This is a genomic window from Enterobacter sp. 3U4 (assembly GCF_057224565.1).
The window spans coordinates 50,433-66,917 of record NZ_CP136665.1; the positions used below are offsets into that span (position 1 = coordinate 50,433).

Here is a 16,485-nt window from a genome sequence, read left to right on the forward strand (position 1 = left end):
AGCGCTTACCGGGCCTGGATCTGTTCTCCCTCTCCCTTCGGGAGAGGGCCGGGGTGAGGGGAAACTTAAACCCCTTGCTCCAGAATGCGGATGTGGGTTTCCAGCACGTCACCCTTCACCGCGTCGCTCCAGGCTTTCATGTGCGCGGTCTGCAGATGCGCTTCAAGATGCGCGACGGTTTCCCACTGCTCAACCATGATGATTGAGTCTGGCGCGGTCGCCTGGAAGCTGGCGTCAGTGGCGGCATCCACCATCGGCGCGTAGCCGTGGCAGCCTTCTTCTTTCAGTACGGTCGGGATAATTTTCGCGAACTGATCCAGCACCGCCTGGCGGTGATGTTGACCTGGACGAGTACGGATTTCTGCGATAACGGTAAGCATGTTTACTACTCCTTTAATTCCAGGCTACCAGTTAAGCAAAAATTTCCGCGAGATGCTTGCGATATTCTGCGATATAGCTCGGGACATCAGGCATTTTAATCACGTCGTTGACGATAAAGGTCGGCAGCGGATCCATGCCCAGGAACTGATTCGCCTTGTGGAACGGCAGGTACGCGCCGTCCACGCCCACGCCTTCGAAGAACTGATCTTTCTCGGTGAAGGCTTCCAGCGGGGCGTTCCAGGTCAGTGACAGCATATATTTTTTGCCCTGAATCAGGCCGCCAGAGCCGTATTTTTTGGAGGCGTCAGAACGGGTACGACCGTCGCTGGCATACAGCGAACCGTGACCTTCGGTGAACACGTCGTCCATGTATTTTTTCACGGTCCACGGCGCGCCCATCCACCAGCCCGGCATCTGCCAGATCACCACGTCGGCCCACAGGAAGTTCTGCACTTCGGCTTTCACGTCATAATCGCTGTCCGCGCGCACGACCTTAACATCATGCCCGGCGTCGCGCAGGAAACCGTCCGCGACCTCGGTCAGGGTGTCATTCAGCTGGCCTTTAGAGTGCGCGAACTCTTTCGCGCCGTTGATAATCAGAATGTTGCTCATTATTTGTCCTCGATGATGAGAGTATGGCAAGTATTCTACGCGCGAGGACGGAGCGGAAAAATGAGCAAAATGTGCAAAGTCTTTTGCATTAAACGCAATAATCTCTACCAGCTGACCTTCGCTTCAAAACCGCCTTCAGGTGCATTGCTCAGCAACACGCGCATCCCGTGCAGGGCGGCGATGCGTTTTACGATGGATAACCCCAGCCCGCTGCCCGTGGCGTCCTGACCCGGTGGACGATAAAAGCGCTCGCCGATGCGCGCCAGCGCGTCCGGTGAAATGCCGGGACCGTTGTCGCGCACGGTAAAGCTACGCGCCTCCAGCGTCACGTCCACCACGCTGCCGCGCGGGCTGTAGCGAATCGCGTTATCCAGCAGGTTGCGAACCAGAAGGCTCAGGAGCAGCTGCTGGCCGGTGCGTGTAACCTCTGGTGCATGAATGTTCAGGCGAATATCAATGCCCGCCTGCTGTGCCGGATGCCAGATATCCAGTACCGCCGACTGCAGTAAGTCTCCCAGGGGAATCGGTTCGACATCGTCAAGGTTATCCAGCGAGTCCAGACGCGACAGCGTGAGGAGCTGATCCACCAGACGGGAAGCGCGGTCAATGCCCGCATGCAGCTGCATCAGCGCCTTTTCCCGCGCCTGCGGATCGTCATGAGAGAGCTGCGCCACGTCAGTTTGCACCTTCAGTGCCGCCAGCGGGCTGCGTAACTCGTGGGCGGCATCGGACGTAAAGCGGCGTTCGCGGCTCATCATCTCCTGGGTACGTGCGAAGAGATGATTCAGCGCGTCGAGCAGGGGGCGCACTTCAGTTGGGACACCCTCCGTCGGCAGTTTATCGGTGGCATCCGGCGAGCGGGAGCGCAGGGTCTGCGCCAGCTTTTTCAGCGGCTTCAGCTCCCGGCTCATGAGGACAACCAGCAACAGCAGCATCACGGGCAGTGCCACCAGCCAGGGGGTCAGCTGCGAGCTGACCACGTCCAGCGCCATATCCTGGCGGTACTCCCACTCCTGACCGACCACAACGCGGTACTTCCCGTCGGGAGAGGTCAGCCACAGGAAACGCCATTCGTCGTTGTCGTCCTGGAGCTGCCCGTTAGCAAACCCGTCGCGGCGATAGTGGTAAGGAATATCGCGCCCGTTCTCGCCGTCGTTCAGCAGCATTTTGCCGTCAACGGCGTAAATGGCGAAAGCCAGCGCGTCGTCATCCAGACGACCATGCTTCACTTTTTTCGGGATCTCGCGCATGCGTTCGGGGGCTCGGATCTCGTCAAGATCCATCGTCAGCAGCCGTTTGGCAAACAGCATCTGCTGGGTATCGAACAGCTTATCCAGCTTGTGGGTAGTTTGCTGCCAGGCGACCAGGCTGGCGGCAAACCATGCCGCCAGAGAGAGCAGCAGGAAGAGAAGCGTCAGGCGCAGCTTCAGGCTTAAGCGTTGCGTCAGCTTCATGCGTCACCCAGGGTATAGCCGATGCCGTGCACGGTGCGGATAAACTCGCTGCCAAGCTTGCGGCGCAGGTGATGGACGTGAACTTCGATGGCGTTGCTTGAGACGTCGTCGTCCCAGGTATAGAGTTTTTCCTCGATCAGCTTTCGCGGCAGCACCCGGCCCGCGTTACGCATTAACAGCTCCAGCAGCGCGAACTCTTTCGGCTTGAGCGTCAGCGGCTCACCGTCCAGCGCGGCGACGAGACGGGTCGGATCGAGCGTGACCTTGCCGTGGCGTAGCTCGCTATGCGTCTGGCCGTGGCTGCGGCGGACCAGCGCCTCAAGGCGGGCGCCGACTTCAATCAGCGCGAACGGCTTACAGAGATAATCATCCGCGCCAAGACGCAGTCCTTCCACGCGCTGGTTAAGCGCATCCCGCGCGGTCAGGATCAATACCGGCTCGCTGCGCCCGCTTTCGCGCCACGCGCGCAGGATGTCCAGACCGTCAATTTCCGGCAGCGTCAGATCCAACACCACGGCATCATAGGGCGCAGAGGAAAGCGCGGCCTGGCCGGTTTTTCCGTCGGTAAACCAGTCCACGCTAAAGCCCATTTTGCTTAAACCCGCTCTGATACCGTCGCCAATTAACGTGTCGTCTTCTACCAGTAAAATGCGCATATTCCCTCCTTGATGCCGTCAGTAAACCCTCTGAATCAACGTGCTGTACAGTAAAAATAAATAAATTTTCCCCTTAAGAAGTTGTTAAGGATTACCCTGTTTAATGGACTGCGAAACCAGATTAAAGGGAGAGTTAATATGAAAAAATTCGCTGCTATTGCCGCCATCATGATGATGACCACTGCCCCCGTCTTTGCCGCGCAGGGCGGATTTAACGGCCCGTCCGCCACGCAAACCCAGACCCAGACGCAAACGGGCGGTTTTGTTGATAACGACGCTAATCTCACCACCGCGGTGAAGGTCAAAGAGATGAAAGACGACAGTTGGGTGAAGCTGCGCGGGAACATCACCCAGCGCCTGTCCGATGACCGCTACACCTTCCGCGATGAGACCGGTACGGTGAACGTGGAAATTGACCACAAGCGCTGGAACGGCGTGACCGTCACCCCTCAGGATAAAGTGGAAATCCAGGGCAAGGTCGATAAAGAGTGGAACGATTTTGAAATCGACGTGAAGCAGGTCATTAAGCTGAACAAATAACCCGGAAAGGGCCGCATAAGCGGCCCTTTTTCTTTGTGACTCAACTCGTCAGATAGGGTAGTATCTGCGGCAATATTGCCTGAAACCCTTCGGTTTCTGAGTTGAGGAATCACACGTAATGAGCGATATGGCAGAGCGCCTCGCGCTACATGAATTCACGGAAAATGCCTACCTGAACTACTCCATGTACGTCATCATGGACAGGGCGTTGCCGTTTATCGGGGATGGCCTGAAGCCCGTTCAGCGCCGCATCGTCTATGCGATGTCCGAGCTGGGGCTGAACGCCACCGCCAAGTTCAAGAAATCCGCCCGTACCGTCGGTGACGTGCTGGGTAAATACCATCCGCACGGCGACAGCGCCTGCTATGAAGCGATGGTGCTGATGGCCCAGCCGTTCTCTTACCGCTACCCGCTGGTGGATGGTCAGGGGAACTGGGGTGCGCCGGACGATCCGAAATCCTTCGCGGCGATGCGTTATACCGAATCCCGTCTGTCTAAATATGCCGAAGTGCTGCTGGGCGAGCTGGGTCAGGGAACCGTTGACTGGGTACCAAACTTTGACGGTACGATGCAGGAGCCGAAGATGCTCCCTGCGCGTCTGCCGAATATCCTGCTGAACGGCACCACCGGGATTGCGGTCGGCATGGCGACGGACATTCCGCCGCACAACCTGCGCGAAGTGGCGAAAGCCGCCATCACCCTGATTGAGCAGCCGAAAGCCTCGCTCGACGATCTGCTGGATATCGTACAGGGTCCGGATTTCCCGACCGAAGCCGAAATCATCACCTCGCGTGCGGAAATCCGCAAAATTTACCAGAACGGTCGCGGCTCCGTGCGCATGCGCGCGGTGTGGAATAAGGAAGACGGCGCCGTGGTCATCACCGCGCTGCCGCATCAGGTTTCCGGTGCCAAAGTGCTGGAGCAGATCGCCTCCCAGATGCGCAATAAAAAACTGCCGATGGTAGACGACCTGCGCGACGAGTCTGACCACGAGAACCCGACCCGTCTGGTGATCGTGCCGCGCTCCAACCGCGTGGACATGGAGCAGGTGATGAACCACCTGTTTGCCACCACCGATCTGGAAAAAAGCTACCGCATCAACCTGAACATGATCGGCCTCGACGGACGCCCGGCGGTGAAAAACCTGCTGGAGATCCTCACCGAATGGCTGACGTTCCGCCGCGATACGGTCCGCCGTCGTCTGAACCATCGTCTGGAGAAAGTGCTTAAGCGCCTGCATATCCTCGAAGGTTTGCTGGTGGCGTTCCTCAATATCGACGAGGTGATTGAGATCATCCGTACCGAGGACGAGCCGAAGCCCGCCCTGATGTCGCGCTTTGGCATCAGCGAAACACAGGCCGAAGCGATCCTTGAGCTGAAGCTGCGCCATCTCGCCAAACTGGAAGAGATGAAGATCCGCGGCGAGCAGAACGAGCTGGAAAAAGAGCGCGATCAGCTGCAGGCGATCCTCGCGTCCGAGCGCAAGATGAACACCCTGCTGAAGAAAGAGCTGCAGGCCGATGCAGACGCCTTCGGCGACGACCGTCGTTCTCCGCTGCACGAGCGCGAAGAAGCGAAGGCGATGAACGAGCACGACATGCAGCCGTCCGAGCCGGTGACTATTGTCCTGTCGCAGAGCGGCTGGGTGCGTAGCGCCAAAGGCCACGATATCGACGCGCCGGGGCTGAGCTACAAAGCGGGTGACAGCTTCAAAGCGGCGGTGAAAGGTAAGAGCAACCAGCCGGTGGCGTTTATCGACTCCACCGGCCGCAGCTACGCCATTGACCCGATCACGCTGCCTTCCGCGCGCGGGCAGGGCGAGCCGCTCACCGGCAAGCTGACGCTGCCGCCGGGCGCGACGGTTGACCATATGCTGATGGAAGCCGATGACCAGAAACTTCTGCTGGCGTCTGATGCGGGCTACGGTTTTATCTGTACCTTTAACGATCTGGTTTCCCGCAACCGTGCCGGTAAGGCGCTGATTAGCCTGCCGGACAACGCCCACGTGATGGCGCCGCTGGTGATTGAGAACGAAAGCGACATGCTGCTGGCGATCACTACCGCCGGACGTATGCTGATGTTCCCGGTCAGCGATCTGCCGGAGCTGTCAAAAGGCAAGGGCAACAAGATCATCAACATCCCGTCGGCGGAGGCCGCGAAAGGCGAAGATGGCCTGGCGCACCTCTTCCTGCTGCCGCCGCAGAGCACGCTGACCATTCACGTCGGCAAGCGCAAAATCAAGCTTCGTCCGGAAGAGCTGCAGAAGGTGGTGGGTGAGCGCGGTCGCCGCGGTTCGCTGATGCGCGGTCTGCAGCGTATCGATCGCGTGGAGATAGACTCTCCTGCACGCAGCGCTGCGGGTGACAGCGAAGAGTAATGTCGTGATATCCCCCTCTGTCCGGAGGGGGAATTTCAATAAAATTTCCCGTAAAATCGTTGTTAATTCGTGCGTTGCGATTAACAATACGCGCTCGTAATAAAGTCCTTACCTGGCCACAGGTGAAGTATAATTGTCAGCTGTTGGGGCTTCAGAGGTCGCTATGCTATATATTGTTCGTCTTATTCTTACCGTTATCTACTGCATTCTGGTCTGTATTTTCGGCTCTATTTATTGCCTGTTCAGCCCGCGTAATCCGAAGCATGTCGCCACCTTTGGCCATATGTTCGGGCGCCTTGCGCCGCTGTTTGGTCTGAAAGTTGAAAAACGTCTGCCGGAAGGGGCGGAGAATTTCGGTAACGCCATCTATATCGCCAACCATCAGAACAACTACGATATGGTGACGGCCTCTAATATCGTGCTTCCACCGACCGTGACGGTGGGCAAAAAAAGCCTGCTGTGGATCCCGTTTTTTGGTCAGCTGTACTGGCTTACCGGCAACCTGCTGATCGACCGTAATAACCGTGCAAAAGCGCACAGCACCATTGCGGAAGTGGTGAATCATTTTAAAAAGCGCAAAATTTCAATCTGGATGTTCCCGGAAGGGACGCGCAGCCGCGGCCGCGGCCTGCTGCCGTTTAAAACCGGTGCGTTTCATGCCGCAATTGCGGCAGGTGTTCCAATTATTCCTGTGTGTGTTTCCAATACTTCGAATAAGATTAATCTTAACCGCCTGAATAACGGGCTGGTAATTGTCGAAATGCTGCCACCCGTCGATACCAGTAAATACGGTAAAGATCAGGTGCGCGAGCTGGCCGCGCACTGCCGCGATCTGATGGCTGAGCATATCGCGCAGCTCGACAAAGAAGTCGCAGAGAGAGAAGCCGCCGGTAAGATTTAATCCGGCGTTAAAGGGAAAACGAATTCCCACGTTGTTAGTCGTTTCAGATGGAGCTTATATGTCACTCAGTCGGCGTCAGTTTATTCAGGCTTCGGGTATCGCCCTTTGTGCGGGTGCGATGCCGCTGACAGCCAGCGCCGCCGGGCAGCAACAGCCGCTGCCTATTCCGCCACTCATTGAATCCCGTCGCGGTCAGCCGCTTTTCCTGACGCTGCAGCGTAGCCACTGGTCCTTTACCCAGGGGACGCGCGCGCCCGTCTGGGGCATTAACGGACGTTATCTTGGGCCGACCATACGCGTGTGGAATGGTGATGACGTTAAGCTCATCTACAGCAACCGTACCCCTGAAAATGTCGCCATGACCATCAGCGGCTTACAGGTACCTGGCCCGTTAATTGGCGGCGCGGCGCGAATGATGTCGCCCAGCGCCGACTGGGCGCCCGTTCTGCCGATTCGCCAGAGCGCGGCAACTCTGTGGTATCACGCCAACACGCCTAACCGCACGGCGCAGCAGATCTATAACGGCCTGGCCGGAATGTGGCTGGTTGAAGATGAGGTCAGCAAATCCCTGCCGATCCCAAACCACTACGGCGTGGATGATTTCCCGATTATCATCCAGGACAAACGTCTGGATAATTTCGGTACGCCAGAATACAGCGAGCCGGGCAGCGGTGGCTTCGTCGGCGATACGCTGCTGGTTAATGGCGCGCAGAGCCCGTATGTCGAAGTGTCCCGTGGCTGGGTGCGCCTGCGTCTGCTCAACGCGTCTAACTCGCGCCGCTATCAGCTGCAGATGAGCGATGGCCGTCCGCTGCACGTGATCTCCGGCGATCAGGGCTTTTTACCGGCGCCGGTGTCCGTCAAACAGCTGGCGCTCTCGCCGGGCGAACGTCGCGAAGTTCTCATTGATATGACCAATGGGGATGAAGTGTCTGTCACCTGCGGTGAAGCGGCCAGCATTGTCGACCGTATTCGCGGGTTCTTTGAACCGTCGAGCATACTTGTCTCGACCCTGGTGCTGACCCTGCGTCCAACCGGTCTGCTGCCGCTGGTGACCGATAGCCTGCCAATGCGTCTGCTGCCGCAGGAGATCATGAGCGGCTCGCCGGTGCGCAGCCGTGATATCAGCCTGGGCGACGACCCGGGCATCAACGGCGCGCTGTGGGACGTCAACCGCATCGACATCACCGCGCAGCAGGGCACCTGGGAACGCTGGACGGTTCGTTCAGATATGCCACAGTCGTTCCATATTGAAGGGGTGTCATTCCTGATCCGCAACGTCAACGGCGCGATGCCGTTCCCGGAAGATCGCGGCTGGAAAGATACCGTCTGGGTGGACGGCCAGGTTGAACTGCTTGTCTATTACGGTCAACCTTCGTGGCCGCACTTCCCGTTCCTGTTCCACAGCCAGACGCTGGAGATGATGGACAGGGGCTCGGTAGGGCAGATGCTGGTCAATCCGGCATCGTAAATTGCTTTTCTCCCTCTCCCTGTGGGAGAGGGTTGGGGTGAGGGCAACAGCCCGCATAATACCCCTTCATTTCCCACAATGTTCCAGCGTATAATCCCCGCCCTTTTGTCTATTTTTTCTTCGGAAGCATTATGAGCGCAATTTCCCTGATCCAGCCGGATCGTGACCTCTTCTCCTGGCCCCAGTACTGGGCAGCCTGCTTTGGACCGGCGCCGTTCCTGCCGATGTCCCGTGAAGAGATGGACCAACTGGGCTGGGACAGCTGCGACATCATTCTGGTCACGGGCGATGCCTACGTTGACCATCCGAGCTTCGGTATGGCCATTTGTGGCCGTATGCTTGAAGCGCAGGGCTTCCGCGTGGGGATCATCTCCCAGCCTGACTGGAACAGCAAAGACGACTTTATGCGTCTGGGTAAACCCAACCTGTTCTTCGGCGTGACCGCAGGCAACATGGACTCGATGATCAACCGCTATACCGCCGACCGCAAGCTGCGCCATGACGACGCCTACACGCCGGATAACGTGGCGGGTAAACGTCCGGACCGCGCGACCCTCGTCTATACCCAGCGCTGCAAAGAAGCCTGGAAGGACGTGCCGGTGATCCTGGGCGGCATCGAGGCGAGCCTGCGCCGTACCGCGCACTATGATTACTGGTCTGATACCGTGCGCCGCTCGGTGCTGGTGGATTCCAAAGCCGACATGCTGATTTACGGAAACGGCGAGCGTCCGCTGGTGGAAGTGGCGCACCGTCTGTCGCAGGGCGAGCCGGTGAGCAGCATCCGCGACGTGCGCAATACCGCCATCATGGTGAAAGAGGCGCTCCCGGGCTGGAGCGGGGTGGATTCCCGCATCATCGATATGCCGGGCAAAATCGACCCGATCCCACACCCGTATGGCGACGATCTGCCGTGTGCGGATAACAAACCGGTAGAGCCGAAAAAAACGGAAGCGAAGGCTATCGTCGTGCAGCCGCCGCGCCCGAAGCCGTGGGAAAAGACCTACGTGCTGCTGCCGTCCTACGAGAAGGTGAAAGCCGACAAGGTGCTCTACGCGCACGCGTCCCGTATTCTGCACCATGAAACCAACCCGGGCTGCGCCCGCGCGCTGATGCAGAAGCACGGCGAGCGCTTTATCTGGATCAACCCGCCAGCTATACCGCTCTCCACCGAAGAGATGGACAGCGTCTTTGCGCTGCCGTACAAGCGCGTGCCGCACCCGGCGTACGGCAACGCACGTATCCCGGCGTATGAGATGATCCGCTTCTCGATCAACATCATGCGCGGTTGCTTCGGCGGCTGTTCCTTCTGCTCCATTACCGAGCACGAGGGGCGCATCATTCAGAGCCGTTCGGAAGAGTCGATCATCAACGAGATCGAAGCGATTCGCGACACGGTGCCGGGTTTTACCGGCGTGATTTCCGATCTTGGCGGCCCAACCGCGAACATGTACATGCTGCGCTGCAAGTCGCCGCGCGCGGAGCAAACCTGCCGCCGTCTCTCCTGCGTCTATCCAAGCATTTGCGAGCACATGGACACCAACCATGAGCCGACGATCAACCTCTACCGCCGCGCCCGTGACCTGAAAGGCATCAAGAAGATCCTGATCGCCTCCGGGGTGCGTTACGACATCGCCGTGGAAGATCCGCGCTACATCAAAGAGCTGGCGACGCACCACGTCGGTGGCTATCTGAAGATTGCGCCGGAGCACACCGAAGAAGGCCCGCTGTCGAAGATGATGAAGCCGGGCATGGGCAGCTATGACCGCTTTAAAGAGCTGTTCGACACCTACTCGAAGCAGGCGGGCAAAGAGCAGTATCTGATCCCGTACTTCATCTCCGCCCATCCAGGCACGCGCGATGAGGACATGGTGAACCTGGCGCTGTGGCTGAAACAGCGTCGCTTCCGTCTGGATCAGGTGCAGAACTTCTATCCGTCACCGCTCGCCAACTCGACGACCATGTATTACACCGGCAAGAACCCGCTGAGTAAGATTGGCTACAAGAGTGAAGAGGTGGTGGTGCCGAAAGGGGATAAACAGCGTCGTCTGCACAAGGCGCTGCTGCGTTACCACGACCCAAAAAACTGGCCGCTGATCCGCCAGGCGCTGGAAGAAATGGGCAAAAAACACCTGATCGGCTCGCGCCGCGACTGTCTGGTACCGGCCCCGACGCTGGATGAGATGCGCGAAGCGCGTCGCCAGAACCGCAATACGCGTCCGGCGCTGACCAAGCACACGCCGATTGTGCATCAGCGTTCGAACGGTGGGGCGGGAACGAAGAAGAACGTAAAACGTAAGATCGGTTAAACCTGTAACAATGCCCGGTGGCGCTGCGCTTACCGGGCCTACAGGTCAGGGCGTAGGCCGGGTAAGGCGTAGCCGCCACCCGGCTTTTTTCTGCATAAGGATAGGAGGCCCAAAATGAAAATAAGGAAGTTAACAGGAACGATGCTGATTAGCCTGACGTTATGCGGTTGTGTAATGCACCGCCAGACACAGCCAGAAGTGGAAGGACGTCTAATCGACAGCGCAGGTAAGCCAGTCTCTGGCGCTAAAATAACATTAGAGAGGGAGCAAACGCTTTCTGACGACAACGGTCGTTTTGCTTTTCAGAGCCAGCTTGAGTGGATCTTTTTTCTGCCAATAGGCCCGATGGACTGGATTTATCACACCCCGCTCCAGATAAGTGTCAACGGAAAGGAATATGATGCAGAAGCAGGCGGCGGTCTCGGTGGGCCGCATAAACTTGAAGGGAAAGCGTATAACGTTATTTGCACATTGCCTGACCTTCCCGGAGAAGCGAGATGTCAGTCCGGTTTATAAATTAAAACGAGCCCGGCGGAAGACCGGGCTCGTTTTAGGTATTACCCGCCAAACTGATCCGGGTCCGGCCCAAGCCGCTTACCCTTATCCAGCTTCGCAATCTCGCCAAGCTCATCTTTGTCCAGCCGGAAATCCCAGACGTCGAAATTCTCGGCGATGCGCGATGGCGTGACCGATTTCGGGATCACCACCAGGCCGTTGTCCAGATGCCAGCGAATGACGATCTGCGCCGGGGTTTTGCCGTATTTATCCGCTAGGTCGCGGATAATTTTCTGATCGAATACCCCTTCACCACCCTGAGCCAGCGGGCTCCAGGACTCGGTCTGGATTTTATGCGTGGCGTTCCAGGCGTGAAGCTGACGCTGCTGCATCAGCGGGTGCAGTTCGATCTGGTTAATCACGGGTGCGACGCCCGTCTCGTCAATCAGCCGCTGCAGGTGATGAACCTGGAAATTACAGACGCCGATACTTTTCACCAGCCCCTCTTTTTGCAGCTCTATCATCCCTTTCCAGGCATCAACGTAATGGTCGATGGCCGGAACCGGCCAGTGCATCAGATACAGATCGACGAAATCGAGCTGGAGTTTCTCGAGGCTCTCCTGCAGGGCTTCGCGGGGACGCTTTTGATCGTCATTCCACAGTTTCGTGGTGATGAATAATTCATCGCGAGGGACACCGGCGCTGGCCAGTGCGGTACCTACGCCGTCCTCGTTTTTGTACGCGGCGGCGGTGTCAATCGACCGGTAGCCGACTTCCAGGGCTTTATGAATGGCGGAGACGACCTCGTCGTTACCGGCTTTCCATACACCTAGCCCCAGCTGGGGCATCACGTTGCCGTCCTGCAGCTTGATTACGGTTTGGTTTGCCATTTTTCCTCCTTCAGGTGCGCATCGCCGGAGGGAGACTCCGGCGATGGGGTGTGCATTAAGTCTGGACGAAATGTCAAAAAACGAAAGTCGGGGAGACAAAAACGCTTAGCGCGCCGCCTCGTAAATACGACGGCTGACGTCCAGGGTGATGTCGCCGTGCTCGCCCAGATGGGTCATGCCGTGCTCTTCGAGTTTCGCCAGCAGGGCGGGGATGGAGCTGCCGTCCAGGCCATAGCCTGACAGACGCGTTGGCACGCCCAGGTCTTCAAAGAAGCTGCGGGTCGCTTCGATGGCGGCATCAATGCGCGCATCGTCAGAACCCTCGGTAATGTTCCACACGCGCTCGGCGTACTGCAGCAGCTTGGCGCGTTTGGTGTCGCGTTTTTCGTTCCACAGCGCAGGCAGCACAACGGCCAGCGTTTGAGCATGGTCCAGGCCGTGCATCGCCGTCAGCTCGTGGCCCAGCATGTGGGTTGCCCAGTCCTGCGGCACGCCAGCGCCGATCAGGCCGTTCAGCGCCTGCGTGGCGGCCCACATTACGTTGGCGCGAACGTCATAGTTTTCCGGCTCTTTCAGCGCTTTCGGACCCTCTTCGACGAGCGTCAGCAGAATGCCTTCCGCGAAGCGATCCTGAATTTTGGCATTCACCGGAGACGTGACGTACTGCTCAACGGTATGTACAAAGGCATCGACCACGCCGTTCGCCACCTGACGCGCAGGCAGGGTGTAGGTGTAAACCGGATCCAGAATGGCGAACACAGGCTGAACGTGTTCGTTCATGAAGGCCTGTTTGTCCCCGGTGGTTTTACGGGAGATTACCGCACCCTTGTTGGATTCAGAACCGGTGGCCGGCAGGGTCAGCACGGAGCCCATCGGGATAGCGCTTTTGATGTCGCTGCCGCGAGTTTCCAGGATGTGCCACGGATCGATGCCGTCAGCGTAGTGCGCTGCCGCCGCGATGAATTTGGTGCCGTCCAGCACCGAGCCGCCGCCGACCGCCAGCAGGAAGGTAATGTTTTCTTCGCGGGCGATTTTCACCGCCTTCATCAGCGTTTCGTAGGACGGGTTTGGCTCAATGCCGCCGAACTCACGCACGTCCATACCGTCCAGCGCGCTGTAAACCTGATCCAGCACGCCGGTTTTTTTCACGCTGCCGCCACCGTAGGTGATCAGCACGCGGGCGTCAGCAGGGATCTGCGCGCGCAGGTCAGCGATAGCGTCTTTACCAAACAGAATGCGGGTTGGGGTGTGAAGATTAAAGTTGTTCATTGCTCGTTCCCTTTAGTGGGTGAAAAACCGTGGTGCGCAGAGGGCGACCTGATGCTGCTCATTGTGGCCGTCCGGGGCTACGCCCTCAATGCACATTCCTGCCGATGTCTTGCCCATTTCTACAGAGCGCTGGAGAAAGCGCGGAAAACAACGCACACTGTCAACGTCGAAAACCGCACCCGGAGTAATGCAAGATGAACCGTGAGGCTATCTGCCAGCAGCTCACTGTGCAGATTAAGAGATTGATAGATAATGAAAATCGCGCCAGCGACCTGCTGCCGGACATTCGCCTGCTCTATGGCACGCAGCCGGGAACGCGCACGCCGGTCATGTACCAGCCGGGCATCGTTTTTCTCTTTTCAGGCCATAAAATTGGCTATATCAACGAGCGCGTGTTCCGCTACGACACCAATGAATATCTGCTTCTGACGGTACCTTTACCCTTTGAATGTGAAACCTTCGCGACAGAGGCGGTTCCGCTGGCGGGTATTCGCGTCAACGTCGATATTCTTCAGCTGCAGGAGCTGCTGATGGAGATTGGCGAAGATGAACTCTTCCAGCCTTCGATGGCGTCGAGCGGGATTAACTCGGCGACGCTTTCAGAAGAGATCCTCTGCGCCATCGAGCGTCTGCTGGACGTGATGGAGAGGCCGCTTGACGCGCGCATTCTGGGCAAGCAGATCGTCCGTGAAATTCTCTACCACGTGCTGCTGGGCCCGGGCGGCGGTGCGTTACTCGCCCTGGTGAGCCGACAGACCCACTTCAGCCTGATAAGCCGCGTGCTCAAGCGTATCGAAAGCCAGTACACGGAAAACCTCAGCGTCGACCAGCTGGCGGCGGAAGCGAACATGAGCGTCTCGGCGTTTCACCATAATTTTAAATCGGTGACCAGCACCTCGCCGCTGCAGTACCTCAAAACCTACCGGCTGCATAAGGCGCGGATGCTGATGATCCACGACGGCATGAAGGCCAGTGCGGCGGCGATGCGGGTGGGCTATGAAAGTGCTTCGCAGTTCAGTCGGGAGTTTAAGCGCTATTTCGGCGTCACGCCGGGAGAGGATGCGTCACGCATCCGAACTATGCAGGGAGCTTAGGCTTTTTTCCCTCTCCCCTATGGGGAGAGGGTCAGGGTGAGGGGATCACGCGCTGCAGTACTTCTTCTTAATCACCACCGCGATGGTTCCCACCAGACCCGCTACCAGCAGGAACATTGGCAGCACCATCAGGAAGGTCATCACCTGATCTTCGTGGTGTTTCACAAAGGGGATCATATTCAGCGCGTAGCCGAGCGTCGTCACCACGCCAACCCACAGCAGAGCGCTCAGCCAGTTGAAGAACTGGAAGCGGCGGTTCGACAGACCCGAAATGCCTGCCATCGTCGGCAGAAGGGTGCGAACGAACGCGAGGAAACGTCCGGCCAGCAGCGCCAGCAGGCCGTGCCGGTCAAACATGCAGGTCGCGCGCTGATGATATTTATGCGGCAGCTGCGCCAGCCAGCTTTTGACGACGCGCGTGTTCCCCAGCCAGCGGCCCTGCAGATAGCTCAGCCAGCAGCCCAGGCTGGCTGCGGAGGTCAGGATAACCATCGTTGGCGTGAAGTCCATGACGCCTTTCCCGATTAACGCCCCGGCAAGTAAAAGCAGGCTGTCACCGGGCAAGAACGAGGCTGGCAGTAATCCATTTTCCAGAAACAGAGTTGCGAACATCACGAGGTAAACAATACCAACGATGTGAGGATCCGCCAGCGCGGCAAAGTCGTGATGCCAGAGCGCCGCGATAATATCTTGAATAACAGCCATGGACTTTCCTGTGGAACAGCAGATATAGCGCTATTGTACTCCCTTATTCGTCCGTCGGGTTTGATCCCGGGCGCAACTCATGCAGACTTTTCTGATGGTGGTGTCCACAAAAGCGTCCAGAGAGTACATTTTCAGCCTGCACTCTACACGATACGCTCGAACCCTGCTGCTAAATCGGCAATCAGATCGTCAACATTTTCTAAACCGATATGCAGTCGAATCAGGGTTCCGCTGAAGTCCACTTCACCGCCGGGGCGCAGGGCCGCAACCTGTTCCGGCTGGTTAGCCAGAATCAGGGATTCAAAACCGCCCCACGAGTAGGCCATGCTGAAGAGGGTAAAATTATCCAGATAGCTTGCCAGCTCGTCATTATTTAGCCGTTTTTTCAGCACGAACGAGAACAACCCGCTGCTGCCTGTAAAGTCACGCTGCCAGAACTCATGGCCTTTACTGCCGGGTAGCGCGGGGTGATTCACGCGCTCAACCTGCGGATGCTGCGCCAGCCATTCGGCCACCGTCAGGCTGCTTTCATGGTGCTGACGCAGGCGAACGCCCAGCGTGCGGATACCGCGGCTGGTCATGTAGGCCGTGTCGGCATCCACCATCTGGCCCATCAGGTAGGCATTTTCACGCAGCTGATCCCAGCAGCGCGCGTTGGAGACCGCAGTGCCAATCATGCCGTCTGAGTGACCAATCAGGTATTTCGTTGCCGCCTGAATCGAGATATCAATGTCGAATTCCAGCGCTTTAAACAGCACGCCTGCCGCCCAGGTGTTGTCGATCATAACGATCGCCTCTGGCGCTTTGCTGCGCACGGCCTTCACGATAGCCGGCACGTCGTGAACTTCCATGGTGAGTGAGCCCGGCGATTCCAGGAACACAATGCGCGTGTTTGGCTGAATAAGTTCGGCAATGCCTTCACCAATCAGCGGGTCGAACCAGCCGGTCGTTACGCCGAGCTTGCTGAGGATTTTGGTGCAGAAGTCCTGGCTGGGTTCATAGGCGGTATTGGTCATCAGGATGTGATCGCCCTGTTCCACAAACGCCAGAATCGTGTTGGCGACCGCCGCCGCCCCACATGGGAACAGCGCGCAGCCTGCGCCACCTTCCAGCTCGCACATCGCTTCCTGCAGAGAAAAATGGGTTAGCGTGCCGCGACGGCCATAAAATAGCCCGCCATTTGCGCGGTTGCGCGTGGCGATTTTTTTCTCCTCAACGGTGTCAAACACCAGCGAGGAGGCGCGTTGAATCACGCTGTTGACCGATCCCTGAGTATATTTTTTGCTGCGTCCTGCCTGTACCAGCGTGGTATCAAGATGCTTCTTTGTCATGTT

15 protein-coding genes are annotated in these 16,485 nt (G+C 57.8%); 7 read left to right on the top strand and 8 right to left on the bottom strand.

What is annotated here, in order from left to right; genetic code table 11:
* Positions 1 to 65: 65 nt before the first annotated feature.
* The 4 genes from RVY89_RS00260 to qseB form a co-directional block, all read right to left on the bottom strand.
* On the bottom strand, positions 66 to 380 hold the full coding sequence (locus tag RVY89_RS00260; RefSeq protein WP_008502984.1) for a putative quinol monooxygenase: 315 nt from the start codon (positions 378 to 380) through the stop codon (positions 66 to 68).
* A gap of 31 nt (positions 381 to 411) precedes the next feature.
* Complete coding sequence (locus tag RVY89_RS00265) at positions 412 to 993, bottom strand: NAD(P)H-dependent oxidoreductase (RefSeq protein ID WP_395314477.1); 582 nt, start codon at positions 991 to 993, stop codon at positions 412 to 414.
* A 104-nt stretch (positions 994 to 1,097) separates the two neighbouring features.
* Complete coding sequence (gene qseC, locus RVY89_RS00270) at positions 1,098 to 2,447, bottom strand: quorum sensing histidine kinase QseC (RefSeq protein ID WP_484826554.1); 1,350 nt, start codon at positions 2,445 to 2,447, stop codon at positions 1,098 to 1,100.
* Positions 2,444 to 3,103, bottom strand: a complete 660-nt coding sequence (gene qseB, locus RVY89_RS00275) for a quorum sensing response regulator transcription factor QseB (RefSeq protein ID WP_484826555.1) — start codon at positions 3,101 to 3,103, stop codon at positions 2,444 to 2,446. Before qseB ends, qseC begins: the two co-directional genes overlap by 4 nt.
* Positions 3,104 to 3,241: 138 nt before the next feature.
* Here qseB and RVY89_RS00280 point away from each other — a divergent pair, with 138 nt between their 5' ends.
* From RVY89_RS00280 to RVY89_RS00305, 6 genes are all read left to right on the top strand, one after another.
* Positions 3,242 to 3,643, top strand: a complete 402-nt coding sequence (locus RVY89_RS00280) for a YgiW/YdeI family stress tolerance OB fold protein (RefSeq protein WP_111963277.1) — start codon at positions 3,242 to 3,244, stop codon at positions 3,641 to 3,643.
* A gap of 118 nt (positions 3,644 to 3,761) precedes the next feature.
* Positions 3,762 to 6,020, top strand: coding sequence for a DNA topoisomerase IV subunit A (gene parC, locus RVY89_RS00285; protein ID WP_302237510.1), 2,259 nt, complete (start codon positions 3,762 to 3,764; stop codon positions 6,018 to 6,020).
* 163 nt (positions 6,021 to 6,183) lie between these two features.
* The gene (gene plsC, locus RVY89_RS00290) at positions 6,184 to 6,921 is read left to right on the top strand and encodes a 1-acylglycerol-3-phosphate O-acyltransferase (RefSeq protein WP_484826556.1); all 738 of its coding nucleotides are present in this window, start codon (positions 6,184 to 6,186) and stop codon (positions 6,919 to 6,921) included.
* 58 nt (positions 6,922 to 6,979) lie between these two features.
* On the top strand, positions 6,980 to 8,392 hold the full coding sequence (gene ftsP / locus RVY89_RS00295; RefSeq protein WP_371897800.1) for a cell division protein FtsP: 1,413 nt from the start codon (positions 6,980 to 6,982) through the stop codon (positions 8,390 to 8,392).
* A 131-nt stretch (positions 8,393 to 8,523) separates the two neighbouring features.
* Positions 8,524 to 10,698 (top strand): YgiQ family radical SAM protein, encoded by a 2,175-nt coding sequence (locus tag RVY89_RS00300; RefSeq protein ID WP_484826557.1) that lies wholly within the window; start codon positions 8,524 to 8,526, stop codon positions 10,696 to 10,698.
* Between the two features lie 114 nt (positions 10,699 to 10,812).
* Entirely contained in the window at positions 10,813 to 11,214 is a 402-nt protein-coding gene (locus RVY89_RS00305; RefSeq protein ID WP_484826558.1) for a transthyretin-like family protein, read from the top strand.
* A 41-nt stretch (positions 11,215 to 11,255) separates the two neighbouring features.
* Here RVY89_RS00305 and dkgA read toward each other — a convergent pair whose 3' ends face one another.
* Both dkgA and yqhD read right to left on the bottom strand, forming a co-directional pair.
* A complete protein-coding gene (dkgA, locus tag RVY89_RS00310) occupies positions 11,256 to 12,083 on the bottom strand; it encodes a 2,5-didehydrogluconate reductase DkgA (RefSeq protein WP_335244783.1) in 828 nt (275 codons plus the stop codon).
* A 105-nt stretch (positions 12,084 to 12,188) separates the two neighbouring features.
* Positions 12,189 to 13,352, bottom strand: a complete 1,164-nt coding sequence (yqhD, locus tag RVY89_RS00315) for an alcohol dehydrogenase (protein ID WP_484826559.1) — start codon at positions 13,350 to 13,352, stop codon at positions 12,189 to 12,191.
* Between the two features lie 194 nt (positions 13,353 to 13,546).
* Here yqhD and RVY89_RS00320 point away from each other — a divergent pair, with 194 nt between their 5' ends.
* Positions 13,547 to 14,446, top strand: a complete 900-nt coding sequence (locus RVY89_RS00320) for an AraC family transcriptional regulator (RefSeq protein ID WP_115876279.1) — start codon at positions 13,547 to 13,549, stop codon at positions 14,444 to 14,446.
* A 45-nt stretch (positions 14,447 to 14,491) separates the two neighbouring features.
* Here RVY89_RS00320 and yghB read toward each other — a convergent pair whose 3' ends face one another.
* Together yghB and metC are read right to left on the bottom strand one after the other, a co-directional pair.
* The gene (yghB, locus tag RVY89_RS00325; RefSeq protein WP_484826560.1) at positions 14,492 to 15,151 is read right to left on the bottom strand and encodes a DedA family general envelope maintenance protein YghB; all 660 of its coding nucleotides are present in this window, start codon (positions 15,149 to 15,151) and stop codon (positions 14,492 to 14,494) included.
* Between the two features lie 143 nt (positions 15,152 to 15,294).
* Positions 15,295 to 16,482: a cystathionine beta-lyase gene (metC, locus tag RVY89_RS00330; RefSeq protein WP_484826561.1), complete on the bottom strand. Its 1,188-nt coding sequence runs from the start codon at positions 16,480 to 16,482 to the stop codon at positions 15,295 to 15,297.
* Positions 16,483 to 16,485: the final 3 nt, after the last annotated feature.

What these genes read in the sequence shown, in the direction of transcription:
- RVY89_RS00280 (WP_111963277.1), top strand. Translation starts at nt 3,242, where the DNA reads ATGAAAAAATTCGCTGCTATTGCCGCCATCATGATGATGACCACTGCC.
- yghB (WP_484826560.1), bottom strand. Translation starts at nt 15,151, where the DNA reads ATGGCTGTTATTCAAGATATTATCGCGGCGCTCTGGCATCACGACTTT.
- RVY89_RS00300 (WP_484826557.1), top strand. Translation starts at nt 8,524, where the DNA reads ATGAGCGCAATTTCCCTGATCCAGCCGGATCGTGACCTCTTCTCCTGG.
- plsC (WP_484826556.1), top strand. Translation starts at nt 6,184, where the DNA reads ATGCTATATATTGTTCGTCTTATTCTTACCGTTATCTACTGCATTCTG.
- yqhD (WP_484826559.1), bottom strand. Translation starts at nt 13,352, where the DNA reads ATGAACAACTTTAATCTTCACACCCCAACCCGCATTCTGTTTGGTAAA.
- RVY89_RS00265 (WP_395314477.1), bottom strand. Translation starts at nt 993, where the DNA reads ATGAGCAACATTCTGATTATCAACGGCGCGAAAGAGTTCGCGCACTCT.
- ftsP (WP_371897800.1), top strand. Translation starts at nt 6,980, where the DNA reads ATGTCACTCAGTCGGCGTCAGTTTATTCAGGCTTCGGGTATCGCCCTT.
- RVY89_RS00260 (WP_008502984.1), bottom strand. Translation starts at nt 380, where the DNA reads ATGCTTACCGTTATCGCAGAAATCCGTACTCGTCCAGGTCAACATCAC.
- parC (WP_302237510.1), top strand. Translation starts at nt 3,762, where the DNA reads ATGAGCGATATGGCAGAGCGCCTCGCGCTACATGAATTCACGGAAAAT.
- dkgA (WP_335244783.1), bottom strand. Translation starts at nt 12,083, where the DNA reads ATGGCAAACCAAACCGTAATCAAGCTGCAGGACGGCAACGTGATGCCC.
- RVY89_RS00320 (WP_115876279.1), top strand. Translation starts at nt 13,547, where the DNA reads ATGAACCGTGAGGCTATCTGCCAGCAGCTCACTGTGCAGATTAAGAGA.
- RVY89_RS00305 (WP_484826558.1), top strand. Translation starts at nt 10,813, where the DNA reads ATGAAAATAAGGAAGTTAACAGGAACGATGCTGATTAGCCTGACGTTA.
- qseC (WP_484826554.1), bottom strand. Translation starts at nt 2,447, where the DNA reads ATGAAGCTGACGCAACGCTTAAGCCTGAAGCTGCGCCTGACGCTTCTC.
- qseB (WP_484826555.1), bottom strand. Translation starts at nt 3,103, where the DNA reads ATGCGCATTTTACTGGTAGAAGACGACACGTTAATTGGCGACGGTATC.
- metC (WP_484826561.1), bottom strand. Translation starts at nt 16,482, where the DNA reads ATGACAAAGAAGCATCTTGATACCACGCTGGTACAGGCAGGACGCAGC.